This window comes from Stenotrophomonas sp. YJH_SMC_29, from assembly GCF_059371235.1.
Map to the genome: position 1 here is coordinate 53,363 of NZ_JCAFUK010000003.1, position 24,834 is coordinate 78,196.

General features: G+C 62.0%; 24 protein-coding genes. 12 read left to right on the forward strand and 12 right to left on the reverse strand.

Features of this window, described 5'->3' with window-relative positions:
* The first annotated feature begins 425 nt into the window (after nucleotides 1-425).
* The 5 genes from AC5P9I_RS04790 (at nucleotide 426) to AC5P9I_RS04810 (ending at nucleotide 6,899) form a co-directional block, all read left to right on the forward strand.
* A complete protein-coding gene (locus tag AC5P9I_RS04790; RefSeq protein WP_197590995.1) occupies nucleotides 426-749 on the forward strand; it encodes a hypothetical protein in 324 nt (107 codons plus the stop codon).
* 375 nt (nucleotides 750-1,124) lie between these two features.
* Nucleotides 1,125-1,841, forward strand: a complete 717-nt coding sequence (locus AC5P9I_RS04795; protein WP_197590996.1) for a hypothetical protein — start codon at nucleotides 1,125-1,127, stop codon at nucleotides 1,839-1,841.
* Nucleotides 1,834-3,684, forward strand: coding sequence for a hypothetical protein (locus tag AC5P9I_RS04800; RefSeq protein ID WP_262103264.1), 1,851 nt, complete (start codon nucleotides 1,834-1,836; stop codon nucleotides 3,682-3,684). Before AC5P9I_RS04795 ends, AC5P9I_RS04800 begins: the two co-directional genes overlap by 8 nt.
* 22 nt (nucleotides 3,685-3,706) lie before the next feature.
* Nucleotides 3,707-4,753, forward strand: a complete 1,047-nt coding sequence (locus AC5P9I_RS04805) for an ATP-binding protein (RefSeq protein ID WP_072167141.1) — start codon at nucleotides 3,707-3,709, stop codon at nucleotides 4,751-4,753.
* A gap of 1,765 nt (nucleotides 4,754-6,518) precedes the next feature.
* Nucleotides 6,519-6,899, forward strand: coding sequence for a DUF3653 domain-containing protein (locus AC5P9I_RS04810; protein ID WP_197590997.1), 381 nt, complete (start codon nucleotides 6,519-6,521; stop codon nucleotides 6,897-6,899).
* A 37-nt stretch (nucleotides 6,900-6,936) separates the two neighbouring features.
* On the opposite strand, the gene AC5P9I_RS04815 is transcribed toward AC5P9I_RS04810, so the two are convergent.
* Nucleotides 6,937-7,365, reverse strand: coding sequence for a hypothetical protein (locus AC5P9I_RS04815; protein WP_197590998.1), 429 nt, complete (start codon nucleotides 7,363-7,365; stop codon nucleotides 6,937-6,939).
* Between the two features lie 358 nt (nucleotides 7,366-7,723).
* Between AC5P9I_RS04815 and AC5P9I_RS04820 the strand changes: the two genes are divergently transcribed.
* The gene (locus AC5P9I_RS04820) at nucleotides 7,724-8,935 is read left to right on the forward strand and encodes a hypothetical protein (RefSeq protein WP_197590999.1); all 1,212 of its coding nucleotides are present in this window, start codon (nucleotides 7,724-7,726) and stop codon (nucleotides 8,933-8,935) included.
* Nucleotides 8,936-9,321: 386 nt separating this feature from the next.
* Here AC5P9I_RS04820 and AC5P9I_RS04825 read toward each other — a convergent pair whose 3' ends face one another.
* Nucleotides 9,322-9,633 carry a hypothetical protein gene (locus AC5P9I_RS04825; protein WP_187759018.1) on the reverse strand — a complete coding sequence of 104 codons (312 nt, stop codon included), beginning with the start codon at nucleotides 9,631-9,633 and terminating at the stop codon, nucleotides 9,322-9,324.
* 222 nt (nucleotides 9,634-9,855) lie between these two features.
* Between AC5P9I_RS04825 and AC5P9I_RS04830 the strand changes: the two genes are divergently transcribed.
* The 3 genes from AC5P9I_RS04830 (at nucleotide 9,856) to AC5P9I_RS04840 (ending at nucleotide 11,896) form a co-directional block, all read left to right on the forward strand.
* Nucleotides 9,856-10,611, forward strand: a complete 756-nt coding sequence (locus tag AC5P9I_RS04830; RefSeq protein WP_187756561.1) for a tetratricopeptide repeat protein — start codon at nucleotides 9,856-9,858, stop codon at nucleotides 10,609-10,611.
* A 457-nt stretch (nucleotides 10,612-11,068) separates the two neighbouring features.
* Nucleotides 11,069-11,425: a hypothetical protein gene (locus tag AC5P9I_RS04835; protein WP_064238537.1), complete on the forward strand. Its 357-nt coding sequence runs from the start codon at nucleotides 11,069-11,071 to the stop codon at nucleotides 11,423-11,425.
* Nucleotides 11,426-11,896, forward strand: a complete 471-nt coding sequence (locus tag AC5P9I_RS04840) for a hypothetical protein (RefSeq protein ID WP_187756596.1) — start codon at nucleotides 11,426-11,428, stop codon at nucleotides 11,894-11,896.
* A gap of 39 nt (nucleotides 11,897-11,935) precedes the next feature.
* On the opposite strand, the gene AC5P9I_RS04845 is transcribed toward AC5P9I_RS04840, so the two are convergent.
* From AC5P9I_RS04845 to paoA, 5 genes are read right to left on the reverse strand one after another with little or no spacing between them, the layout of a single operon-like run.
* Nucleotides 11,936-12,562, reverse strand: coding sequence for a nucleotidyltransferase family protein (locus AC5P9I_RS04845; protein WP_130768053.1), 627 nt, complete (start codon nucleotides 12,560-12,562; stop codon nucleotides 11,936-11,938).
* A complete protein-coding gene (locus AC5P9I_RS04850) occupies nucleotides 12,538-13,599 on the reverse strand; it encodes an XdhC family protein (protein WP_187756597.1) in 1,062 nt (353 codons plus the stop codon). The genes AC5P9I_RS04845 and AC5P9I_RS04850 overlap by 25 nt, the downstream gene beginning before the upstream one ends.
* Nucleotides 13,600-13,607: 8 nt before the next feature.
* Nucleotides 13,608-15,830, reverse strand: a complete 2,223-nt coding sequence (paoC, locus tag AC5P9I_RS04855; protein ID WP_130768051.1) for an aldehyde oxidoreductase molybdenum-binding subunit PaoC — start codon at nucleotides 15,828-15,830, stop codon at nucleotides 13,608-13,610.
* Complete coding sequence (locus tag AC5P9I_RS04860) at nucleotides 15,830-16,780, reverse strand: FAD binding domain-containing protein (RefSeq protein WP_053504691.1); 951 nt, start codon at nucleotides 16,778-16,780, stop codon at nucleotides 15,830-15,832. Before AC5P9I_RS04860 ends, paoC begins: the two co-directional genes overlap by 1 nt.
* Entirely contained in the window at nucleotides 16,777-17,424 is a 648-nt protein-coding gene (paoA, locus tag AC5P9I_RS04865; protein WP_495217305.1) for an aldehyde dehydrogenase iron-sulfur subunit PaoA, read from the reverse strand. Before paoA ends, AC5P9I_RS04860 begins: the two co-directional genes overlap by 4 nt.
* A 234-nt stretch (nucleotides 17,425-17,658) precedes the next feature.
* On the opposite strand from paoA, the gene AC5P9I_RS04870 reads away from it, so the two are divergent.
* A complete protein-coding gene (locus AC5P9I_RS04870) occupies nucleotides 17,659-17,901 on the forward strand; it encodes a type 2 periplasmic-binding domain-containing protein (RefSeq protein ID WP_088475911.1) in 243 nt (80 codons plus the stop codon).
* On the opposite strand, the gene AC5P9I_RS04875 is transcribed toward AC5P9I_RS04870, so the two are convergent.
* From AC5P9I_RS04875 to AC5P9I_RS04890, 4 genes are all read right to left on the reverse strand, one after another.
* A complete protein-coding gene (locus AC5P9I_RS04875; protein ID WP_088475917.1) occupies nucleotides 17,877-18,545 on the reverse strand; it encodes a carboxymuconolactone decarboxylase family protein in 669 nt (222 codons plus the stop codon). The genes AC5P9I_RS04870 and AC5P9I_RS04875 overlap by 25 nt on opposite strands.
* A gap of 106 nt (nucleotides 18,546-18,651) precedes the next feature.
* Nucleotides 18,652-18,999 (reverse strand): cyclophilin-like fold protein, encoded by a 348-nt coding sequence (locus AC5P9I_RS04880; protein ID WP_197585521.1) that lies wholly within the window; start codon nucleotides 18,997-18,999, stop codon nucleotides 18,652-18,654.
* Between the two features lie 134 nt (nucleotides 19,000-19,133).
* On the reverse strand, nucleotides 19,134-20,345 hold the full coding sequence (locus AC5P9I_RS04885) for an MFS transporter (protein ID WP_130768050.1): 1,212 nt from the start codon (nucleotides 20,343-20,345) through the stop codon (nucleotides 19,134-19,136).
* Nucleotides 20,342-21,400: an alpha/beta hydrolase gene (locus AC5P9I_RS04890; protein WP_088475914.1), complete on the reverse strand. Its 1,059-nt coding sequence runs from the start codon at nucleotides 21,398-21,400 to the stop codon at nucleotides 20,342-20,344. The genes AC5P9I_RS04885 and AC5P9I_RS04890 overlap by 4 nt, the downstream gene beginning before the upstream one ends.
* Nucleotides 21,401-21,510: 110 nt before the next feature.
* Between AC5P9I_RS04890 and AC5P9I_RS04895 the strand changes: the two genes are divergently transcribed.
* Nucleotides 21,511-22,404, forward strand: coding sequence for a LysR family transcriptional regulator (locus AC5P9I_RS04895; protein ID WP_088475915.1), 894 nt, complete (start codon nucleotides 21,511-21,513; stop codon nucleotides 22,402-22,404).
* Nucleotides 22,405-22,683: 279 nt separating this feature from the next.
* On the opposite strand, the gene AC5P9I_RS04900 is transcribed toward AC5P9I_RS04895, so the two are convergent.
* Nucleotides 22,684-23,673, reverse strand: coding sequence for a leucine-rich repeat domain-containing protein (locus AC5P9I_RS04900; RefSeq protein ID WP_176422003.1), 990 nt, complete (start codon nucleotides 23,671-23,673; stop codon nucleotides 22,684-22,686).
* An 801-nt stretch (nucleotides 23,674-24,474) separates the two neighbouring features.
* Between AC5P9I_RS04900 and AC5P9I_RS04905 the strand changes: the two genes are divergently transcribed.
* Nucleotides 24,475-24,831, forward strand: a complete 357-nt coding sequence (locus AC5P9I_RS04905; RefSeq protein ID WP_080473189.1) for a hypothetical protein — start codon at nucleotides 24,475-24,477, stop codon at nucleotides 24,829-24,831.
* The last annotated feature ends 3 nt before the right edge of the window (nucleotides 24,832-24,834 follow it).

Here is a 24,834-nt window from a genome sequence, read left to right on the forward strand (position 1 = left end):
ACCATGCGGGAGCCGGGATAGCGCGCCTCGGCTGCTGCCTGCGTCGCCTGGGACGGGACGTGTTCCGCATGGGCATATTTCACCCACACATTGGAGTGGCAGCCGGGACGCTCCGGGGATATCGACTGTCCGAGCGCGTATGCGCTGGATAGGCCCATTCGGCTTCGCAAGCATTCAAACCACAATCCGACACTGAGTGATCGCAGGCAGTACGGCACGGCTCGGTTGGCGGGAAGTATGCTCGTGCTTGCACGCATGCGGGCAAGTCGCGCCTCGCCGTAAAAGGGTATCTCTTTGAGCGCCATGGCCGTGCCCCTCCCCATTCACCTTTGATGGGTAACGAAACGCGAGTTTGTTACTCCTTCCACCATCCGTATTAGAGGGGCAGAATCAGGAGGACACAAGCGACGGGGTGTGACCACGCCATGACGGAGCGGACCAACGAATCAATCCTGGCCCCGGAACGCCGTGAGATCGAAAGAGAATTGACCTTTCATTTCGGGCCTCTCATCGGCTATGAAAACTTGCCGCGAGCTCTTGGCTATCGCTCCAGCCACGCGCTCCGCCAAGCAGAGGCACGCGGAACCTTGCCCGTGAAGATATTCAAAGTGCCCGGCCGCCGCGGCAAATTTGCCTTTGCGATGGACATCGCCGACTGGATGGTTGGGCTGAGGGCCGCAATCAGTCCGCCGGCAATATCTGGCACCCCGCAAGATGAAGCGGCTGCTCTGAAGCCCAACCAGGAATGACGCCCCACAACCCAAACTCAAGGGGCCGGGCTTGTAGCGTTTCAAGAACAGACTCAAGACGTCCCCGAAGATGCGCTCGCCGAGCGCCGAGGAGAGTACCAAGAGCCGGAAACTAACATCTCCGAACCCTGGAAATGACTTGCCCCCGTTGGCGCGGGGGCAAGTGACATCTGTTGGAGCAGATGGTGGTGAAACTCAGCCTGTACCCTGAGGCTCACCCTTTTCCTTGACAAAGTCAAGCGACTTCCCGTTCGCGCGGAGGGGTGCGCCCATTTCCTCCCCATCTCATATGGCGGAGGCGAACCTGAATGGGCACCTTGTTCCAATCTCGAGACCGGGCAGACGTTCGCAAGCCGACGGCTGAGGAGCAGGATGATGACCGCAGGAAAAAGCGCGACCGCCAAACCGACGGACGAAGACCGCCGTGAGGGGCATCTGCCCCATTCCCCTCTCGAGCTAGCACGCGGCAAGCGCGACCGCCGCGAAATCTTTGTATTTCAGTCCCCGAAGAATGGGCGGACCGTAACGGTGGCCGACCTGGTCAACTTTTGCCAGGCGCTGATGCTCGAATTTGACCCCCAGGTGGAGATGTATGTTGAGAGGCCGCGTCGAATCACGGTAGGCGAGAAGCGCAACCTTGAGTTGAGCTTCTGGGTCGGGCGGAGGGATGGCACCCAGCACTACCAGTTTGTAATCCCTACAAAACGGGTGGCTTCACTGAGCGTTGGCTTAGTCAAGCTTCCCGTAGATGACGAGCTCATCCACATGGCCTTGAATCAAGGGCTCGTATTGCGACTTGTCCACGAAAACTCTCTGGCATCTCGCGCCAGCGAGGTCGCTGTTGCCTACGAACTACTTCCGCTTGTCTGGGCCAATGCAAAGATCGCGGGGGCCAGGCAGTTGGAAGTGAGGATTGAGGACATGCTCCAGAACGTTGAGCGCCTCACCATGAGCGCATTACAACTGCAGACGGGCCAGGCCCGGTTCGCAGTGGCTTGCGCAGTGGCAAGCCTCGTCTACACCGGCCGCGTACAACTCGTGGACTATCGCCCAGGGGATCCGGATGCCCTCGTGGAGGTGCGTCATGGCTAGGTACGAAATCTATGATCAGGCGACACTCGACGAGTGGTACTCCCCACATCCGGTTGATATTGCACCAGATCATCTCTCCAAGTTCCGCGTGGCCAAGGAAGCACTCACCGCCTTGCTTCTGGGCCGTTCCACCATCACCGCTATATCCCGGAGATATGGAATCTGCCACAAACGCCTGAAGCGCATGGCAATGAAAGCGCCCACGATAGCCCACGATGGCATGCCGCACGGATTTCGCGTATGCATTCCATGGGGCAGTTACTCGACTGAGCTTTCCTTCGAACCCGCGGAATTGCCGCTGGTTCCAGGAAGATTTGCGTGGCACAAAGTCTCCGAAGCTGTGCCAAGTGTTAAAGCCTTGATCGATGGCTTTGCAACCCATCTGCCGCCGGGCCGCCCTCCAAGCGCGTTCGTAAAATTGCACCAACGAGTCCTTGCGGAGCTGAAGCAGCACAACCTGGAGGACAAATTCCCCCTGAACGATCCTGGCAAGGGGAAGCGCTCGCTGCTTGCTTTGCTCAAGCGGCGGCAGTCGGCAGTAGCCGACGTGGACCTTTATGAACCTCAATCGGCATCGAACGCTCCTGTCGCTTTGGAGCAAGCAGTACGGATGGGCCTGTTCGCCAGAACGGAGTTTGACGCGCACCAAATCGATGTTGAATGCAAGATCTCCATCGATATGCCCAATGGCGCGCGTGTTACGCGCAAAGTGTCACGGCTATGGCTTCTCATCGAAATAGAGACTGAATCCAGGGCGGTAACGGGATGGCTTCTCTGTGTCGGCCAGAGCTATGACAATCTTGATGTAGCGCTCTGCTTGTCCAAGTCAATGGAACCCTGGGCTCCCAGGGACCTGACGATCCCGGACCTCTTCTACGCACCTGGCGCTGGAATGCCCGTCTATCAGGCAGCAACGCCGATAGTCACGCGCTCGGCCGCTGTCGCACTGGACAACTTCCTTGCGCACTCGGCCCATGCACTCGAAGCAGCATTCTGCAGGGCTCGGGGAGGTGTGATGATCTTCGGAAAGTCGCACACACCGCGCTCACGACCCATTGTAGAGCAATTCTTCTCGCGCTTGGAACGTGGTGCGCTGCGTAAGATCCCCGGCGGTTTTGAGCCCGCCAAACGGCTGGGGGAAAACAAGATCAGGATCAGCAACTTCTCTCCGGATGCCCATCCCATCCAGATGCACCTTCTCGAGGAGCTCCTGGACGTCATCATAGCCAACTACAACGCGACGCCTCACTCCGCACTCGGACAGATGACGCCGCTAGCGTATCTCACGAATCGCAAAGAGTCAGCGTTTGCGTTTGCGCCGGAAACCTGTGGCCTGGATGCTGCAGATATGGCTTCGACAATCGTAAGCCTGCCCGTAAAAGGCAACAAGGATAATGGGGAGTTGCCCCATGTCACCTACTTGTATGCGGACTACCGATCCCCTTCCCTTAACGATAAATGGGGACTGATTGGCACCAGGATTCTTGCGCGCGTGAATAGGCGCGATCTTCGTTCAATCGTGCTACTTCAAAGTGCCACCGTGCCATTCGGAGTGGCTACCGCGCGAGCGCCTTGGTCGCGCGCGCCGCATGACGAGAGGACGCGAAGGATCATCTGTCGTTGGTCCAAACAGCGCAGTGATTTCTCAATCGCTGGCGTGGAGTGTGCAATTGATGCCTTCATAGCGCATCTTCGATCTACTGCAGACACGTCCCAACCCGCAGTCGACCAACTTGCGCGCTTGCAGCAGTTGCACTTCGGCCGTCTGCCCGACATTCGGTCCCAGCCAGCTCACATCCCGGTAAGAGTCCCCCGGGGAGGCAAGGTGAATCTTGATGACTAGATCGGACCTTGCGGAGGCCATCATGGCCGTCCGTCGCCTTGACCCCGACCATCCACTTTTCATTGAGTCTGGCTACCGTATCAACACGAAGCCTGTCGAACGCATGGCGGATTTCGTTCTGTACAACATTCAGCAGGGTCATCATGGGTGCTCTCTTTATTCAGAGAGCGGGGTTGGCAAATCCACGGCGCAAGACTATCTAGTCGAAACCGACTGGCGCTGGCTCGTGGAGGACGGACGCCGCGCAGGTGTGGCCAGGGCAATCGTCGCAACCTCAGATGCATGCAGGAGCCCGCTGAGCTTCTGGCACGCGCTTTCACATCAACTGGGAATGCCGCGCTGGTCATCGGCCAGGCCTCACGAGCTGAGGGCACGAATACACAATCACATGCGCGCCGCGTGTGGGCACGCCGACGTACGCAGGTACGTATTGTTCATCGACAGTGCTCAACGGCTCACCAATCTTGAGTTTCAGTGCTTAGAAGATCTTGATAACTTGATGAGCAAGGACAGGCTTACTCTCTTTTTGGTCTTTGTGTACCAAAGTGACCAGCAGGGCATCGAGCTTGGCGACATGTGGCAGCACCATCCGTCACATGTTGTTCGCCGGTGGTTTCTGGACTCAGCCCCATTTCTTCCTCTTGCGGCGCGAGATGAGGTCAGGCATGCCCTGTCGCGCTACGACGGCGCAGCATGGTGGCCGACAGAGGACATGCCATTTTCTAGATACTTCGCCACCGACGCATTTGATCGCGGATGGCGGCTGGAATCTGAAACGGAGATGATTTGCGATGCTGTGTCCGCCCTCCGGAGGGAGGTGGGACTTCCCGAACATAGTGGCTGGCCGATGTGCTCCTTCACATCGACCGTGCGGAATCTGCTAACGAACGCTTGGTTTCAGCAGAGTTTCGAACGCTTCACTCCATCTGACGTCCGTGCTGCGCTTGTGCATGTCGGGTACCTGCGAACCGAGTTCATTCGCATGCGCGAGAAGATGTCCGACAAGGCAATCGCCATCATTGAGAAGATACAGAATACGGCAAACCAGGTAGGGGGAAGCAATGAATAGCTCTCGCGCCGTAAATCCTTCTACGCCTCGGATTGTCGGCGCAGAGCATGAGTTCTATCCATACATATCGGGCTACGGCGTGCTGCAGCGGATCGTTGCACTGGGCATGCCAACAAGTGAGCAACTCATGATCATGGGGGTGAGGCGTAAGACTGGGCGCTCCATGCTCCGCCCTTTGCTTCTGCCGGGCCGGGTGCAGGATACTTTTGCGTCAGCCATCGAAGTCCGTGACGTCACAACGAAGAATCTATGGAATCCGGCCGCGTGGCTTCCAGTTCAATCACTTCGACTTCTCGCGGGTAGTGAGCTTCCATATATGCGGTGCCCCGCATGCGCACTTCACGGCTACCATTGTTCACTATTTCTCCTTCCTTCCATCTCTGCGTGCCCTTGGCATGGCGAGAAGCTCATCAGCCACTGCGAGGCATGCGGAAGGACGCTGGGCACCAGTTTTGACCACTCCGGTGGTCTCGGGACTTGTACTTGTGGATTTCAGCCAATCGACGCCCACACAGCGCTACTGGACGTCAGGCAATTTCCCGCTCGTGAAGTGTCGCAGTGGGTGGATGACTACCTTCATTGGGCATCACGCCAGCGGGCAGGCCGAGTGATTCACTTCCCCAGTGATGCGCAAAGCTGGCCTTCAGCTCTGGCGCGCCTGATTGATAGAACGACTCCTATGCCGCCCGTCCACCAGGACGATGGCAATGCTCACGTAAGGTATGAGGCTTTCCAGCCATCCGCTGACGATCCGGAGCCAGGGGCGTTCTGGGGCTGGGCAATGATTGGCGGCAACTCGGGCCTCATGTGCGCTCCGCTCCCATTGATGGCCTACGATGCTTTGACGCGGGCCACTGCAGCGGCATGCGCCAGGGTCGGACTTGAAGGCCTATCTGTCCTGAGCTTCCGCTCAACGCACTACGACACCCAAGGGCCCACTGAGGTAGAGCGGCACGAGTCGTTCCTAGCTCCCTATGGTGTTTCTGCCAGCGGCGCGACTTGGCTCAATCTCTCGGTTGTCGACCCGATGGTAACGTTAGCGTGCGGCACAGCGCTGGAGCTGGCCGCTGCGGCCTTTGGTATCGCGAACGACAAGCCGGATAGGTCCCCTTCCGTAATCGTCGCTTCGGTATTGGACAGCATTAAGGGAAGATCCGCCTTGGTCGACGCGCTTGTGTGGGTTCTGGCAACCGCTTATGAGGAAGGCTTGGCGTTGACGCTTGCAAGGGTGTTCAAGCTGAATCCGAAGGATGTACTGCCTTCAGGTGGGTATCCGGTCATCGAGCTTCAGGGTTCCGCCCGTTCCTTGAGAGAAGTCCGGGTCGCCTGGGTGACACCTCGAAAAACAGCTAGAATCCAGTAGAAATCCTAAGGCAGGCAGTTCTTAGCAATTTTTGCCATCATTGGGGCAACGGCACTGTCTCGTGCCGGACTGCGAACGGCAGTAGCCTTCATGCGAGTACGCAACACAAGGGGAGGCTTTGCCGCCGCGTGGGCTAATTGGCAATTCTAATGAACCCCCGGCAGTCGTGGGCGTGTTTTATGGGCTTCCGGAACTGTTGGGCGTTATTTATGTACTTCTGGAAATGCCGGGCGTCTTTGGTGAACTTCCGGGAATATCGGGCATCTTTGGTGGACTTCCGGAAATATCGGGCATCTTTGGTGGACGGAAGCTGCCAGGAAGAGGCTAAGCTCACCCCATCCATATCTTCTAAAATCAATGCGTTAGAGGCCGGGCGTTTTCGGTGCGGCAGACAATCGCGGCATGATTGAGTTTGACCCGCACCACCGTATCGACTTGACCGGCCCTTGGGCCGGTTTTTCTTTCCTCGGTGATCGCCTGATCACACCCGAAGGCCGCGAGCTGCTTCCCGAAGATCTGGCCTGGCTGTCACTCACCGCCTGCCAAGCGCAGGAATGGCGCCGGATGATGGAAGCTGCACGCTCGGCGCCAGATTCCCATTGCTCAATACGTGGGAACAAACGTGCTGCAGTCGCGTGGGATCGTCCTGCCACTGTCGTCAATCTGCTGGACGTGGTGAGCCGGCGCAAACAGCGGTCGGCGGTGGTGATGGCTGGCCCTGACGCCGAGCCACCAGCGGCAGTCCTACCAGGATCGGGGCCGAGGCCTCGCCAGCGCGGATGAGGCGTTTCCGTAGGGGCGCTGCCCCCAACACCCCGGATCACTGCTCCCGGCAGCGCAACCAGCCGCCAGAACGCGAGGATACCTGTTCCCACCCGTTTGGCAGCCTACGCATCGCCTGACCGCCAATGCACGCCATTCCTGAGCGTTTGGCTGCATCCGTACCCATCGCAGGTAGCGCCACCACCTCGGCAGATGGACTTGGGCGTCCCGCCTGCCTGGACTCCTGCTGTAACGCATTGGCCTCAATCCCATCACAGAGCGGTTTCATGCCCGGATGAGGATGGTTCGGCCAGCGGTACTGTTCACAGTTGAATGGTGTTGTCGTCTTCGCCATCGAGTTATACGCGGCCTTGGGCGCTGCCGGAATCGGCTTTGGCGCTGGCCCCCTCGCTGAATGAATCTGCTGTGCTGACGCCACGCTGGTCATGACCAGCAATGCACACATCGCCGCAAGTCGAATGTCCATATTCCCCTCCAGATTGGAGGGATGGTACTCGATGCCGTCAATTTACGTGACGCATCACGCCTCGCCGTATGATGGAGGCTGCACGCTCGGTGTGGTCGATCAATAGTTCCAGAGACGTGCGCAATCAAGATGCCAGAATCCATCATCATCCCGCCACTGTCGTCAATCTGCGGGATGTGATGACCCGGCGCAAGCAGCGTTCGGCGGTGGCGTTGGCTGGAATTGACGCCGTTCCGGTGGCGGCAGCCCTACCCTTACCGGGGCCGATACCTCGCCAGCGCGTGTGAGGCGCTTCCGCAGGGGCGCTGCCCCCACGCCCGAGTACAATCGCCTGGACACAGACCTGTATGGGGGCGGGATGACGTTTCTCGAGGTTTTCTATAACAAGCTTGTGAAGCATGGCTTGAGTGTGAGCCTCACAGCGGATTCAATTGTGTTGGTGCGAGAGGGAAAGCACGACCTCACCATTAAAGCTGACCCGACCTTCGAGGCGGACTACTCCCGAATGCAGGGCGCCCGGAGTCGATCTTTCAAGCCTGAGACTAGGATTCTTCAGGTCAACAACTCAATTGAGGTGCAGCTTGTACCGCTCGCACTCTCGCAGGGCCCTCGCTCCCGTGATCCAATCAACCTAGCCTCCGCAAATGGGGACGAGGTTGTAATCGGGCCGTCGACTAACGCCTTCGCCATGAGTCTGCTAGAGGCGGATGCTATTCCGGCGCAGCATATCGAGAGGATGCTGAATCGAATTGGCAGTACTCAGCTTAGGAATATTTCTGTTAGCGAATTGGTACCAAGGACATACTCGGGTTGTTTCAAGCGGAAAGGAAAGGCCATCCCTCCAAACTTGGAGGAAACGGCAATTGGGTCAATCAGGTCTTCGCTATTCGCCCTTGCAATGCAGATGGACGAATGCTTGGAAATATGGCAGCCCCGGAAGTACTGGAGCTTCAATGACCGATCGTCTGGTGAGGGGGGCTTGCAGATTCCGAAAGCTTCCTACGACACCAACGTGGTGAGCTTTTATAAGGTTGCGAAGTCGTCACCCTATCCCAGTCAATCCTTTCTGGCGTTCTACAACTGTCTTGAGTATTACTTCCTCAGGGTTGCAGAAACCAAACTGCATGCACGTCTAGCGGTCGTTCTGAACGATCCATCCTTCAAAACGACGACGGCAACGCTTGACAAGGTCGTGTCGATCGTCAAGGGCGATGAGCGAAGGAGTGACGAAACTGAGCTACTGAGAAACGTGCTTGACAGATACGTCGAAGAGCGCGAGATGATCTCACTCATTGAGAGGGTTGAACGGGAGTGGGGCGAGAACGTTTATACGAAGAAGAGACGCGTCTTCGGGGAAGAGCTGGTTGTATCGAAACAACCCGGCCACGTAATCGGAAACGTGGCGAAAGCGCTGAAGCACATTCGAAACGCCATCGTTCATTCAACGGATCGCTACTCCCGCGAGGAGTGTCACGTGCCGCTGTCGGCTTCAGAGGACATTGTGGCTCAGTATGTGCCTCTGATCATGTTTAGTGCGGAAAGAGTGATTTTTGGCACTTCCTCACCGTAAGAGACATCCCCGTGCTCTGCGCATTACTCACGCAATTTAGAAGCTTGCCGGATACGGAGGCGTCTCCGGGAACGTGCCCAAGGGGCGCTTCCCAACTGCAATTAGGGTGCTCCCGTTCGCCGCGGCGGTGGTCGGCTGTGTCTCGCTCGCGCTCGTCACAGGCGACCCCGCCGCAGCCTTTATGCGCGCGGTCGTAGCATCGGACTGCTCGCCAAACGGGTCTACGGGCCAAGTCGTGGCAATGATCTCGTGCCCCTTAGCGCTCAGCAGCACGCCAAATTCGGTGCGTTTAACCGACCACCCCAGCGCCCACAACTGCTCAGTGGTGAATCGATCAAGCACCTGGCCGCCGCCCGTAGCCCGAAACTCCACAATGTCGCGCTGCCTCAAACAATCGGCGGGGTCTGAAGCTTGGTAAAAGTGCGCTCAACCAGGCGCAGTACTGCATCCCTAATGAAAGATCGCGCATCTTCCTCCGCATCAAACTCTTCCACATGGCAATCGTCATTCCAGAGTGCCAATTTCCAGGAAAATTCGGAATCGCTCAAGCTCTCGTAGAGCTCCCGCCTTACGCCTTCCCTGTACACCTGTACCTGTTCGAGCCGCTCTTCGAACAATTCAATCATTCCGGGCCAATCACCGGTTTCGACTGAGTAAAAGGACTCGACCGCCGAAAGGGCGATGTTGTACGGCCTCATTTGATCATCTCCGGGCAAAGGTCGATCCAGGCTAGACAATGGGTTGATAAGTTGGAGGTGCAGTTCTGCGATGTGCCGTCCCATCTGATAGTGACATGCAGCAAGGTGCGTCGCAGGAATCACCCCCATTAACGTGACGCGTCACGCCCGATCGCCCCGCCCATTGGCGCCCCACCCCTCCCCAACTATAGTTCCACCCCTCACAAGGACGAGGCGGCACACATGCCCTATATCGGAATCGGACTCCACGTACTGGCAGCCATCTACTTCGCGGTGCACGCCATCCGCTCGGGCCAGAGCCTCTACTGGCTCATTCTGCTCTTCTCGTTCCCGCTGCTCGGCAGCGTTGTCTACTTCCTGGCGATCTACTTCCCTGAAGTCCGGCACTCGCGCGGCGCCCGGCAGGTCGTCCGTTCCGCCAAGCAGCTCATGGACCCGGGCCAGGACCTTCGCAACGCCCGTACCGAACTGGCGCGCACGCCGACCGTGCAGAATCGGGTTCGCCTGGGCATGACGCTGCTGGATGCCGGCCAGGCCGAGGAAGCCAGAACCCTGCTTGAGCAGGCAGCCAGCTCGCCGCTGGGCGACGATCCCTACATCCTGACCGGCCTTGCCCGTGCCCGCCTCGAGTCCGGGCACGCTGCGCTTGCGGTGGAGACGCTGGACGGCCTGTTCGCACGCCACCCGGACGTGCGCCGCAAGCCGGAACAGACGCTGCTTTACGCGCAGGCATTGGCAACCGCCCAAGCCCCCGGCGCCCGCGCCGCATTCGAGCGCGCCGTGGAATGCGGAAACGATGCGGCCGCTCGCTGCCTCTACGCCGAATGGCTGATGGCGCAGCCGCAACCCGACGATCGCGAGCAAGCCCGCAGCCTGTTCGCCAGCATCATCGACGATGCTCAACACTGGTCGCGCTACGCGCGCAGCCACAATGCCGCATGGCTGGAGCGAACCAAGGCTGCGTTGAAGGGTTGCTGACGCCTGTTCGCTCCTGGCGAAACTGTCGCAATTGCCTCCCTTATGACCCCGGCGGGCGGATGCCGACAGTCCGCGGGCATCCAGAGCCAACATCGCCGTTAGCCTTGCAGCGCAAAGATCCGGCCTCGCTGCGCCATATGCAACGATTCTGAAAATGTTGAATGTGGTGACGGGATCGGCCCTACTGCATTGGCATCACGCATAGGTCCGCGTATTCCTTGCCCTGCCACCGTGCATCGGTGGTCGGGATTCGAAACCCCGGTTGTGTGGATGTTGCTCGCACTTGCCAGCCGGCACTGCTTCGCGCGGTGCCGGCTGGCAATCCGTCAGTCGGCTATGGCGGGCGGTGCGTGGAGGCCTTGCGCCTGCCCGGTCATCCACACACGGGGTTTCGAACCACGCACCGTCCGCCACCTTTATCGGTGGCGGCTTCTGCATGCGCGCAAGGAGCCCTGCCATGAACCAGCCCCACTCCCCTACCCCGAACCCGATCCACGACGCGCCCGCCAACGGCCCCGCACTGGACCCGAACACCCTCATCGCCCTGCTCCACAGCATCGGCTCGGGCGCTGCCTCCGATGGCCAACCGTGGCCGGAACGCCATCAGATGCCCGGCCGACGCATCGCCCTGGCGGATACCGACTGCTCGCTGGCGGGCCTCCGCGTGGTGCTGGAGATCCTGCTGGCCGCGCAGCGCGCCCGCGAAAATGGCGAGCTGGAGCAGTACGTTGGCCCGCGCGTGATGGAGGGCCTGATCATGGCCGGAATCGGCCTTACCGCACACGCCAGTACCCGACTGCATCCGGAGGGCTGAGTGGCGTGGTGCCGCTGGGCGGCCAACGCGCTCTGTCTTGTGGTGGTGGTTGCGGCACAGGCGCAGTGGCCGGCAACGCCGGCGCCCTCGCCTGTCGCGTTCCAAAGCATCAACGACGATCGATTCTTACAACTGCGCCGCCAGGCGATGCAGTTCGTGGACTCTCGGCCACGGCAGGGCTTCCAGTTCGTAGAGCGGCACCGAGATGCCGAGTTCCAGGTTCATTGCCGCGGCACACCCGTGCTGTGGCTGGAGAGGCGCTCGTACCATCTGCTGTTGCAGGTCTCACTGGACGCGGAGCAGCGGGCGCCCGCCGTTGTGCAGCTTGGTACGCTGCTTCAATGGCAGCTGGAGCCGGTGGGCTATCTGGAGCAGGTGCTGGCTGACGTGCCGGAACCTGTTCTGTTGGATCGGGTGCTGCAGATGTTCGGGGGCGAGGTGCCTGAGGGCGCGCGATGTGGCCCCCACTAGTCACCTGCGCGACAGGCATTGGCCCAGTGATCATGCGGGTCACCTCCCGGCATCGATCCAGCCCGCATCGCGCGCACGCGCAAGATCTTCTGGCGTATCGATATCCAGGGCCAGTTCCGGCGCCTGCAGGACATGCACCGTATCGACAGGAAGTTGCCGCAGGCGCGCTCCGAAGCCGCGGTCACCGGCTGCACCGACAGCGGTGAACCAGGCGCGCGGCACGACTGCGGGAACGCCAAGCGCATTTCCGTGGCGGGTGCCCGCGCACGTTGACGCTGCGGCGCGGGCACCCGAAAGCAGCTCCTGCAGATGGGAGCGCTCGATTGCAGGCTGGTCGCACGCCACGACCATCACCGCGGTCACCGTGGGCAGCAGGTGTGCGCCGGCAACCTGCAGACTGCTCGCCAAGCCACGCTCCCAGTGGTGGTTGGCTACCGGAGTGGCATCCAACCCGGCAATGCTGGATGTCACTGCCTGTGCGTTCGCGCCCACCACGACCAGTACCTGCGCTGGCGCGAGCTCACGCGCCAACCGCACCACGCGATGTACCAGGGTCTCGCCCTGCCGGGTGAGAAGCTGCTTGGGCTGGCCAAGTCGGGTGCTCCCGCCAGCAGCAAGCACGATGACCGCATGCGCGTCAGTCACCTGCCGTGCGCGCTTCGCCATTGCTGCAGCTGCGCGGCGATGCTGAGCGAAATCGCCTCTGGCCCTCGGCCACCGACGTTCAGGCCGACCGGTGATCGAAGTCGCGGGGAAAGCCGGTGGCGCTGATCCGGTGTCAGCAGCTTGAACAGGTCCTCGCGCCTTCGCCGCGGACCCAGCAGTCCAATGAACGCGACGTTGGTATCAGCCAGGGCCACCAGCGTCTCCCGGTCCAGTTCGAAATCGTGATGCATCACCAGTGCCGCGTCGCAACGGTCGCCATGAAGGGCCTCGGCCGGGCTGGTCTGAAGATGCGCATCCGCGCACTGCCCGGCTGGGGCCCAGCGCGCTCGCCGTTCGGCCACGCTGACCCGCCACCCCAGGCCGCGCAGCAACGGAACCAGGAAGGGCGTTTCGGGACCGCCCCCCAACACCAGGGCCCGCGGAAGCCGGGGCAACGGCAAATGCCACGCACCCTCGCCAAAGGGCTGCGTACCCTCCATCGGATGCAGCTGCCACGCCTGCTCGTGATGGCCGGCACGGAAAACGACCTGCCCCGACGTACGAAGGTCGCGCTGGAGTGACACGCCCTCGCGCAACCAAGCCTCGATGACGGCGTCGATGCCGGCCATGGCACGCAATGGCAGGAGCGCAATCCGCAGCCGGCCGCGGCAGCCGAGCGCAGACCCACTCAACAGGTCGTCGTCACTGCGGGTGTCGATCTCGATCCAGTCGACCCGCCCTGCCGCACTTACCTGCTCCGCGCGTCGCGCGAGCTCGGGCTCCAGGCATCCGCCGCTCAGCCAGCCGACCTGGCTCCCGTTGCAGAACAGCACCATGTCGCCGGCACCGGCGTAAGTGGAGCCATCGGTTTCCAGCACCAGCGCGAGCACGGCGTGCTCCCCCGCACGCACGCGCGTCAAGGCCGTCTCGAGCACGCCGCGCGGGCTGCCTTCGGCGAGGAAGCCCGGCGCTGCGGACAGGTCCTCGGCAAGATCGCCGGGCTCCCCTCCGCCTGCCGCTGAAGCCTCCAGCGCGGGCGAGGCTGCGGGTCGGTCCATGCGCACCGTCAGCCTACGTCGGGCAAGCCGGGCAAGCCGGGCAAGCCGGGCAACAGCTTGTCCAGGGTGATGGGATAGCTGCGCACGCGGACGCCGGTTGCGTTGTAGATCGCATTGGCGATCGCGGCGCCAACCCCGCAGATGCCCAGTTCACCCACACCCTTGGCCTTCATCGGCGAGATCACCGGATCCAGCGTGTCGAGGAAGACCACCTCCTGGTACGGAATGTCGGCGTGCACGGGAACCTCGTAGCCGGCCAGGTCGTGGTTGATGAACAAACCAAGTCGTTTGTCGACCACCAGCTCCTCCATCAGGGTCGCGCCCGCACCCATCACCATCCCGCCGATGACCTGGCTGCGTGCAGACAGCGGATTGAGGATCCGGCCGCCATCGCATACGGCAAGCATGCGACGAATGCGCGTTTCTCCAGTGTAGGCATGCACGGCGACCTCGCAGAAATGCCCTGCATAGGTGCCGACGTCGTAGCCTTGTTTGAAGTCGCCGAAGGCAATGCCGTCCTCCGCCGACAGTGTGCCCGCCTCTGCCAGCTTGATGGTCCGCCCGTCCGCCTGGATGCGGCCATTGGCGAAGCCTGCGGTGTCGCCGTCGAAGCCGAGTTTCTCGCCCACCTTGCGGCGCAGGCTGACGCACGCCGCGTACACGCCCGCGGTGGAGCTTGCCGCGCCCCACTGGCCGCCGGAACCGGCAGAGGCAGGATGACGGGAGTCACCGAGAGTGACCTGGACCTGGTCCAGCGGCACGCCCATGGTCTCGGCTGCCGTCTGCGCGATGATCGTGTAGGAGCCGGTGCCGATGTCGGTCATGTCGGTCTCGACAATCACCCCGCCCTGGCCGTCAAGCCGGACCCGCGCCGCCGACTTCATCGTCGGTGCGCCACGATAGCCCGCGGACACGCCCATGCCGACCAGCCAATGCCCTTCCCTGACCTGCGCCGGCCGGGCGTTGCGCTTGTTCCAGTTGAAGCGCTCCGCGCCTTCGCGCAGGCAGCGCACCAGGTTGCGGCCGGAGAACTTCTTGGACGGGTCGCCGGGCACGACCTCGGGCTCGTTGAGGATGCGGAACGCGATCGGATCGAGGCCCAGCTTCTCGGCCATTTCGTCCATCGCCACTTCCAGCGCCATGTGGCCCGGTGCTTCGCCCGGTGCGCGCATCGCATTGCCTTCGGGCATGTCGAGCGTGGCGATGTAGTTGGCCACCAGGCGGTTGGCGCCTGCATAGAGCTTGGGCGTCTGCAGGGTACCGTTTTCGCCATCCTCGCCGTTGATGTTGCCCGACCAGTTCTCATGGGCGATGGCGGAGATCCGGCCATCCTTTCCGCAGCCGATCCGCACGCGCTGGAGGGTGGCGTGCCGGTGCGTGGTGTTGTTGGGCATCAACGGGCGTTGCAGCGCGATCTTCACCGGTCGCCCGACCTGCTTGGCCGCCAACGCGGCCAGCACCGCGTCGGCACGGATGAACAGCTTGCCGCCGAAGCCGCCGCCGATATAGGGCGAGTCCACGCGCACCTTGGCAGGATCGATGCCGAGGATCGTCGCCATGCCCTGCCTGGCCCAGTCGATCATCTGGTTCGCCGTCCACAGCGTGAGCGTGTCACCCTCCCAGGCGGCGATGGTGGCGTGCGGCTCCATCATCGAATGACTTTCGTCGGAGGTGTGATAGGTCTCGTCGAGCTTGACCGCGGCGCTCGCGTAGGCGGTGTCGAAATCGCCCAACGCCTGCCGGTCGGGCTTGCCGTCACGCCCCTTTGCCAGCGGTGCGGACGGTGCCAGGGCCGGGAAATCGAAGCGGCCCTTGCTGCGCTCGTAGCGGGTGCGGATCAGCGCCGCGGCGGCGCGGGCCTGCTCGAAGGTCTCTGCCACCACGCACGCGATGGCCTGGTGGTAGTGGGCCACTTCGGGTCCGCCGAACAACGGCGCGTTGTTCCAGTTCGATTTGCCGACCGGCTTGGTTTCCGGTGCGGTGATGACCGCCAGTACGCCGGGCGCGGCACGTGCGCGGGAGGCATCCATCGAAATGATGCGCCCCTTGCCAATGCCCGCACCGACGATGTAGCCGTAGGCCTGGTTTGGGGCCACGTCGTGGCGCTCGTAGGCATAGGGGGCGGTGCCGGTGGTCTTGCGTGGACCGTCGATGCGCGGCGTCGACTTGCCGACGACCTTGGCCTTGTCGAACAGGTTGTCGCCGGCGGGGGCGTTGAATTCAAGGGGCATCAGCGCTCTCCTTCCACCAGCACGGCTGCGAGGGTGCGCTCGGCGAGCGCGATCTTGAACGCATTCTCCCGCGTCGGACGGGCACCGGCGAACACCTGCCGGGCCGCGGCCTTTACGCCGTCGCGCAGCAGCGGTTCGGCTGCCTCGACGCGCCACGGCTTCGGCGCAACTCCACCGAAGGCGAACCGCGCCGAGCCGTCTCGCTGCACGACCGCGGCGACCGACACCAGTGCGAACGCATAGGACGCGCGGTCACGTACCTTGTGGTACACGTGCCGACCGCCCAGAGGCTTCGGCAGCGTGACGTGGGTGATCAGCTCACCGCGCTGCAGCACGTTGTCCTGCTGCGGCCTGTCGCCGGGGGAACGATGGAAATCGGCAATCGGGATGCTGCGCGTACTGCCGTCACCGCTGACGGTCTGGATCGAGGCGTCCAGCACCCGCAGGGCCACCGCCATGTCGCCCGGATAGGTCGCGATGCAGCTGTCCGAGGTGCCGATCACGCCCATCTGCCGGGAGAACCCCTCGAGTGCGCCGCAGCCTGATCCGGGCAGGCGCTTGTTGCAGGGCAGATGGGGGTCGTAGAAATACGGGCAGCGCGTGCGCTGCAGCAGGTTGCCGCCGGTGGTGGCCTTGTTGCGCAGCTGCCCGGAAGCGCCTGCCACGATCGCGCGGGTCAGCACCGCGTAGTCGCGGCGCACGCGCTCATGCGAGGCCAGCGCGGTATTGGTGACCAGCGTGCCGATGCGCAGGCCGCCCTCGTCGGTGGTTTCGATCCTGTCCAGGCCGATGTCCTGCACATCGACCAGGTGCGCTGGCGTCTCGACCTCAAGCTTCATCAGGTCGAGCAGGTTGGTCCCTCCGGCCAGGAACTTCGCGCCCTCGGTACCGGCGACGGCCTTGGCGGCCTCCGCCGGGGATTTGGCGCGTTCGTAACTGAAGGCCCTCATGAGCGCCTCCCTGTAGAGGTCACGCCAGCGACCTCTTCCATTGCCTCGGCAATGTTGGAATAGGCCCCGCAGCGGCAGAGGTTGCCGCTCATGCGTTCGCGCATTTCCATGTTGGTGGCGCGGGGCCGTGCACTGACGTCTGCCTGTAGATGGCTGGGGACACCCCGCTTGATCTCGTCCAGTACCGCCACCGCCGAGCAGATCTGCCCCGGCGTGCAGTACCCGCACTGGTAGCCGTCATGCTTGATGAAGGCGGCCTGCATCGGATGCAGGTCATCGGGGGTTCCGAGCCCTTCGATGGTGGTGATGGCATCGCCCTGGTGCTGCACCGCCAGGCTGAGGCAGGCATTGATGCGCTCACCGTTGACCAGCACGGTGCAGGCACCGCATTGACCGTGGTCGCAGCCCTTCTTGGTTCCGGTCAGCTTCAGATGTTCGCGCAGGGCATCGAGCAGCGTGGTCCGCGTGTCGAGCTCAAGCTCCCGCCGCTTGCCGTTGACGGTCAAGGCCACCGTGCTGATGACCGGCGGCCTGGGCGGTGGGGGCGTCGCCAGTTCGGCGGCGAGCGATGACGCCCCCGGTGCGGCGGACATTGCCACGGTCGTGACGCCGCCGGCGATCACCTGGCGACGCGTCAACTTCATTCCTTCATCACAACTTGGCACAGTGACCTCCTGGCGTTCGGGAAAATCCCGTGGCTGGATGGACGCGCTCACACTACCCAAGGGGCACTATGCCCAACTGCGGGGTACAGGCCTGTGAAGTCGGTCGGAGGCGCGCCGGCATCATCGGCCGAGCCTGCTGGCCGGTCATCCTCAACGCCGCCTCTGGCAAGAGTGCGCCACTGACACCGATCCGCGCCACTTCCTCACTGATGCATGCACATCCGGCATCGCCCGGACGGAGCGATCCATGCCTGCGAGTTCGGAGAAAAGGGCAAGGAATTCACCGTGCGCGGCGACGAGCCGTTGGTCTTCAACAGCATGACCCACGTCATCAATGCCGCACTGGATGGCTTGGGCTTGGCATACGCACCGGAACCGCTGGTGGCCGAGCACATCGCGCAAGGCAGGCCGAAGGAGCACTTTCCCGACCATCATTCTTTTCGAACCTCAAGCTGACGTTGAATCGCGACGCGAACACGTTCGGCAGCATCGAGGCTGACGCGCTCCTCAAGCACATCGGCCAGATCGTATAGCCGCTCCGGCCGCAGGCCGATGTTCATGCTGATCCCAATGTGGGACTGCAATTGGGGCTCCACCCCGTACATGGCGGCCAGCATGCTGACCGTAGCCAATTCGCGGCTTTGCCAATCAAGATTGTCGCGCTCGAAGATGTCGCCGAAGAGGTGCGTACGGAGGTATTGATTTGCTTGCGGGGCAAAATCGAACAAAGGCCCTGAGACAGGAGCGCCGGCCAGCCTGGTCTGGTTTGCCGTGCCTGCAGCGAGCAAGGCATCGCCTGTGGGAATCGGCTTGCGGGGCTCGCGGCCGGCGTCATCCTGGATGCCCTGCTGTCTACGCGCATCCGCCACCTTCATCAGTTCGCTCAACGCGTTCAGGCTCCGAGGAAACCCCGCATAAGCGTAGAGCTGCATCAGGACCTCTCGCGTTTCGGCCAGACTCAATCCCGCGTCCAGGCCCTGGTTCAACGCCTGATGAAGGCCATCCAAGTCGCCGGCCGCTGCGAAGGCGCCGATCGGAATGATGGCTTTCCGGCGCGGATCCAGTTCAGTTGTGGGGGCTTGATTTGATTTGGTGTGCATCGCTATTCCTTCGTGTGCGAAAGCCATCTGACCAGGGACGGTAGCCAGCATCGCCGTACCCAGCAGAATGGCGAGATGGCTGAACCCCAAGGTGTGCAGCCAGCCTCTAGAAAGACTCAATGCGGACCTCCCTGGGCCCATCCTTGCGAAGGAGCTGCAGCCCTCCTTCGATGCGACCCAGCCTTACGAGACCCTTTGAATAGCCAAAAGGCCTGTGAAAAATCGCCAGGTTTCCCCAAGGCGCATAGAAGGCCATATCACCTGCCACGGGCGTGATTCCCTCCGGCTCGCCCTCCACGTTCAGACTGCGCGGCAGCTGCGCAATCTTCTCAGTCGCGGCGTAGTCTTCTAGTTGCAGGGTCAGCGGCAACTGAGCAATGAACTCGCGTGCAGGAAGGCTGTCCTCCAGGGTGGCTGACAGCACTTGATCATTGATGATCAGTCGAATTTTCATGGGATGACTCTCCTGATTGGCCTCAGTTCTGGCGGCAGCGACGGCTGGATGATCGGGCGCGGCTGAGCAAGCTGCTACCGCCCCAAAAGCAGCGAGGAGCACGAGCAGCTTCGCCGTTATCGAAGTGAGGCGTGTCATCGCTTCGGAGCCCCTGTGGCAATCGCCGCAGCTGACGTGTGCACCTCTTCAGCCGCAGTGGCGTAGGCAAGCAGCGCGGCAAACAACAGGATGCCCGCACTCGCCAAGAACGTGCTGGCAAAGCCAAGGCTGTCGAACAGCAGCCCGCCGAGGGTGGCACCCAGCGCAATGGAGCACTGAACCACCGCAACCATCAGCCCGCCGCCGGCCTCGGCATTGTCGGTGAAGGTGCGCGCCAGCCAGCTCCACCAGCCGACCGGTGCGGATGTGGCCAGCAGACCCCACGCCGAGAGCAGTGCGGCGGTCGGCCAAAGGTGGGGCCCGAGTGGAACCAGAGTGACGGCAATCAGCGCCATGAGAGCGGGAAGAATCACCAGCGTGCGGTAGAGCCCGCGCCTGATGAATGCCCCGATGGCAAGTGTGCCCACGAAACCACTCACTCCGATCGCCAGCAGAACCCACGGAACGGCAGATACCCCAGCATGCGTGACACGCTCCAGGAACGGCCGCACGTAGGTGAACAGGGCAAACTGCCCCATGAAGAACGCAGCGCAGGCCATCATGCCCAGTGCCACCGCGCGTCGTCGCAGCAACACGACGACTCCGCCGTGTGATCGACCCTCCTCCGCTTCCATGGACGGCAGACAAACCCACTGCCAGGCCAGGGCGACAGCTGCCACCGGCACAAGACAGAGGAATGCGCCGCGCCATCCGATCATGCTGCCAAGATAGCTGCCCAGTGGTGCCGCAATGACCGTTGCAATTGCGTTGCCACTGTTGAATATCGCCAAGGCTCGCGGGACCTCGGCCTCCGGTACCAGCCGCATCGCGGTTGCGGCGGACAATGACCAGAAACCGCCGATCACTACGCCGATCAGCGCACGACCTGTCATGTAGACCGGATAGTTCTGGGCCAGCGCTACCACCAGTCCCGACACCGCCATCAACGCCGTGAGGGACAACAGCAACGTTCGGCGGTTCACGCTACCCGCCAATCGCGAGATCGACAGGCTGGTCAACACCGCAAATACACCCGAAATGGCAATGCCGTAGCCGGCAAGGCCCTCGCTCACGCCCAGGTCTGCCGCCAAGGGAGTGAGCAGGCTCACGGGCATGAATTCCGAGGCGATCAACGCGAAGACGCACAGCGTCATTGCGAGCACGCCGCCCCAGTTGGCGCGATGTGCGGGGGCGTCGGTGCGGCTCATTTCCCGGCCAGGCCGCGCTGGAAGAACGTGGCCAGCTTGTCAAAGGGAATCAGCTGGATGCGGTCGTACAGATCCACGTGGCCGGCACCCTTTACCCAGTAGATCTCCTTGGGCTGCCCTGCCCTTCGGTAGGCGTCCTCGCTGAACTCGCGGGAATGCGCGACGTCGCCGGAGACGAAGAGCATTGGTCGGGGCGAGATCGTCTCGATGTCGTTGAAGGGATAGAAGTTCATGAATTTGACCAGGCTGCTGAAGAGCGGCTGGGTTGTCAGTTCGGCCTTGTCACCCTTTGGCGTATAGGCGCCGCGCGGGGTGCGGTAGAAGTCGAAGAACTCACGCTGGATGGCGGGCGTGTCAGCATCGAGGTGGTTCACGGTGCCAGGCACGAACACCGGCGCCCCGCCCTTGAATTCGGCCAGACGCTGATCTGCCGCGGACTGGATCACCGCCTTGCGCTGCTCCAGCGACTGGCCACTGTTCAGCCCCTGCCGTGCCGCCGCACCCATGTCGTACATGCTGACCGTGGCGATGGCCTTGATGCGTGGGTCGATCTTGGCGGCACTGATTACAAAGCTGCCGCTGCCACAGATGCCCAAGCCGCCGATGCGGTCCGGGTCCACAAATGACTGCGTGCTCAGGAAATCCACGGCCGCACTGATGTCGTCCGAATAGATTTCCGGCGCCACCAGGTGTCGCGTTGCGCCGCCACTCTCGCCCCAGAAGGAAAGATCGATCGCCAGCGTGACGAAGCCCTGCTCGGCCAGCTTCTGCGCGTAGAGCTGGGAACTCTGCTCCTTCACTGCGCCCATCGGGTGGCCAACGACCACTGCGGGGGCGCGGCTGCCGTCGGGCAGGCCTTGAGGGCGGTAAAGCGTACCCACCACCTGCATCTCGTACTGGTTGTGGAAGCTCACGCGCTCCCCCTTGACCGTGGGGCTGCGGTAGAAGTTGTCGGATCCATGGGGCGGGGCCGGCACCGGTGCGTCAGCGGCCATGGCCGAAGCTGGAACGTAGAGGCTGGCGAGCAGCGCCAGTAACAGCGTGGTGCGTTTCATGGGCGTATGGCCTCGGTTGGGGACACGGGTCGCCACGATAGGCCCCAGCCCCTATATCGATAAGCCGGTTGAAAGTTGATGCATTACTGAGTTGCGCTCACAATTGATCCATGAGCACCGTGAAGACCCATGACCTGCAAGCGTTCCTGGTAGTGGCGCAGGAGCAGAGTTTCACCAAGGCGGCGGTTCGTCTTGGGGTAACGCCCTCTGCGCTGAGCCATTCGATGCGCCTGCTGGAAGAGCGCCTGGGAATTCGCCTGCTCGCGCGGACCACGCGCAATGTCTCTCCCACTGAAGCGGGCGAGCGCCTGATGCGCTCCATCGCACCACATTTCGAGGCCATCGGTGCCAGCGTGGAGGCGCTGGGTGACCTGCGCGACCGCCCAGCTGGAACGCTACGAATCTCCTGCACGGATGACTCCATGGAGACCATCATCCGTCCGCGGCTTGCCGGATTCCTGGACGCATACCCGGACATTACGCTTGAGTTCTACGTAGATTACGGCTTTACCAATGTGGTGGAGCAGCGCTTCGATGCGGGCATCCGGCTCGGAGAGGCACTGAGCAAGGACATGGTTGCTGTCAGGGTCGGCCCCGATTGGCGTCTGGTCGTGGTGGGCTCACCCGACTACTTCGAGAAGTATCCGAAGCCGAAGAAGCCTGCCGACATTACGCGCCACCGCTGCATCCACATCCGACATCGCCCAAACGGTGCCATCTATGCGTGGGAGTTCGAAGAGAAGGGCAAGGAATTCACCGTGCGCGGCGACGGGCCGTTGGTCTTCAACAGCATGACCCACGTTATCAATGCCGCACTGGATGGCTTGGGCTTGGCATATGCACCGGAACCGCTGGTGGCCGAGCACATCGCGCAAGGCAGGTTGGTGGCAGTGCTGGACAGGTGGTGCGTCCCCTTCCCCGGCTATCACCTTTACTACCCGAACCGTCGGCAGCCGTCGCCGGCATTTGCAGCGCTGGTTGCGTGGTGGAAGCTGGATAGGTGATGTTGGGCGCAGTGCAGCTCCCCTAAATTGTCCTGCATGCGCTGGAAATGGGCACCCGCGGCACCCCCGATGAACATCCCGAATCCTCGCACTATTTGAGATTGTCGAGCGATGTCTCGCTTTCCAGGGAGGATTTGGCGAATTGCGCCAAACGATCCGATACGACGTCGCCTCGATATCTCAATCTACAGTGAGTTGCGGCAGACGCTTGCGTCCTACGTGCCATCCCCGCACAACAAGCTTGCGTAACGAGCACAGGCCGCCCACTGTGCGGCGGAACTACTGCGCTCCTACTGCAGCTTGCGCTGCGGCTTCCGCTGCGGCCTTCTTGAGATTCAGCTTGGCTATCCGGGCCCTAACCCCACCTTCCCGATCACCAAGACGTTCAAGGACCTGGCGTTCGCTGAGCGTAAAGTGCTTCTTCCTTGTGAATGCTACGTGCGCCAGCGTCGGATGATCCACAAGGGAAGTCATGTCGCCATCGAGCACGTCCGTTTCCAGGAAAACAAAGCTCTGCAAAGAACACAAGCGACCGACGAACCGCACGTGATCGAGAGGTGAGCATTTCATGTACGTCAGGTTGAGCAGGTGCTCACCCCTCACCAGATCCGCAAAACCGCGGACGATATTGCAGTGTTCGAAACGCAGGTCACGAAGTTCCTTAAGGTCACCGATCGGATCGATGCATTCGAGCTTCGGCGCGTAACTGACGGAGAGTTCGCGTAGGCCCCGCATCGTCTCGAGCCCTTTCAGACTCTGCAGCCGATTGGAATAGAGCGAGAGCTTCTCCAGTGCGGGCAGGACGGACAACTCCGAGACGTCACCTGATGCTGATCTGAACCCGCCCAGTGCCAAGCCCTTCAAACGGTCAAGGCCTGCGTCGACGCGAAATTCTCTGGTCCACGGTTGCCCCAGCGATTCGAGCCTCGTGAAGGGCCTAATGTCGTCGATGGCGTTTGGCCCAGCGTTGGTGAAGAAGTGCTCCAGCCACTCAGCGTTCCCGCGCAGGACAGACAAATCGACTCTGTCAAACAGCATCAAGTGGAGATCGGCTACAGGAAAGAAGGCCTCAATGAAATCGATGCTCTTGAGGCCAGGGTTCTCACGATCCGAAATGCCGAGTTGCGTGTACCGCCCAGTTCGCCACAGCTCTACGCATTGGGATACGTGCTCCGCGTCCACGTAGAGCGTTCGGCCTTGCAGTTCGAATTCGAACACTGAATCAACCACTCGTGTCCGTCCGGGCATGGCAGCTTGATCGCTTTTCATGGCGGCTAGTCTGCCACGACCCGCGACTCACCGAATAGCGCGACCCTCGGGAGGTCGAGCGCCTAAGATGTAAGTACCCGTGAGACTTCGATGGCTCCACAGGCTTCGCCCCTCGACGGGATTGAAGGCTGTTAATGTGATGCGTCACGATCGGGCGCCACTACCTATTGGCACACCATCAACACTTGCGTTCCAGCCGTCACATGGATGATCAGGCATTCGCGGCAGCCCAGTCGCCCAGCGCCCGCGCCGGGATCGAGCGCGGGTGAACGAGGAAACGACGCAGCCGCTCGCTGCCCGCAAGTCGAACGACTGGTGGCGCAGCAACTGGTCACTGAACGCGAGCCTGGCGACCTTTGGTAGTCCTGTCGCATCTGCCTCGCTCACGACCCCGCCGGGCGAATGCCGACACCCGCCAGGCGTGCACCCACGACATCGACAACAGCCTTGCGGTGCAAGGCCCCAGCCTCATTGCGCCGCATGCAACGATTCTGAAAATGTTGAAAGTGGTGTCGGCATCAGCCCTACTGCGTTGGCATCGTGCACAGCCAGGGGTATTCCTGTTCATGCCACCGAAAACGGGTGGCCGAGGCCTCGAAATCCTCGGTTGTGCAAGAGAAGTATGCGCTTGCCAGCCGGCACCACGTTCTGTGGTGCCGGCTGGCAATCCGTCGGCCGGCTATGGCGGGCGGTGCGTGGGGGCCTTGTGCCCGCCGGGAAGATTGCACACCGGATTTCGAGCCCCGCACCGTCCGCCACCTTTATCGGTGGCGGCTTCTGCATGCACGCAAGGAGCCAGTCATGAACCCGCCCCACTCCCCTGCCCCGCACCCGATCCACGACGCCTCCGCGAATGGCTCTGCGTTGGACCCGAACACGCTCATCGCCCTGCTGCACAGCATCGGCTCTGGCGCCGCCTCGGATGGCCAGCCCTGGCCTGAACGCCATCAGATGCCCGGCCGACGCATCGCGCTGGCGGATACCGATTGCTCGCTGGCTGGGCTACGCGTGGTGCTGGAGATCCTGCTGGCCGCGCAGCGTGCCCGCGAGAACGGCGAACTGGAACAGTACGTCGGTCCGCGGGTGATGGAGGGCCTGATCATGGCCGGACTCGGCCTCGCCGCACACGCCAGTACGCGCCTCCATCCGGAAGGGTGAGTG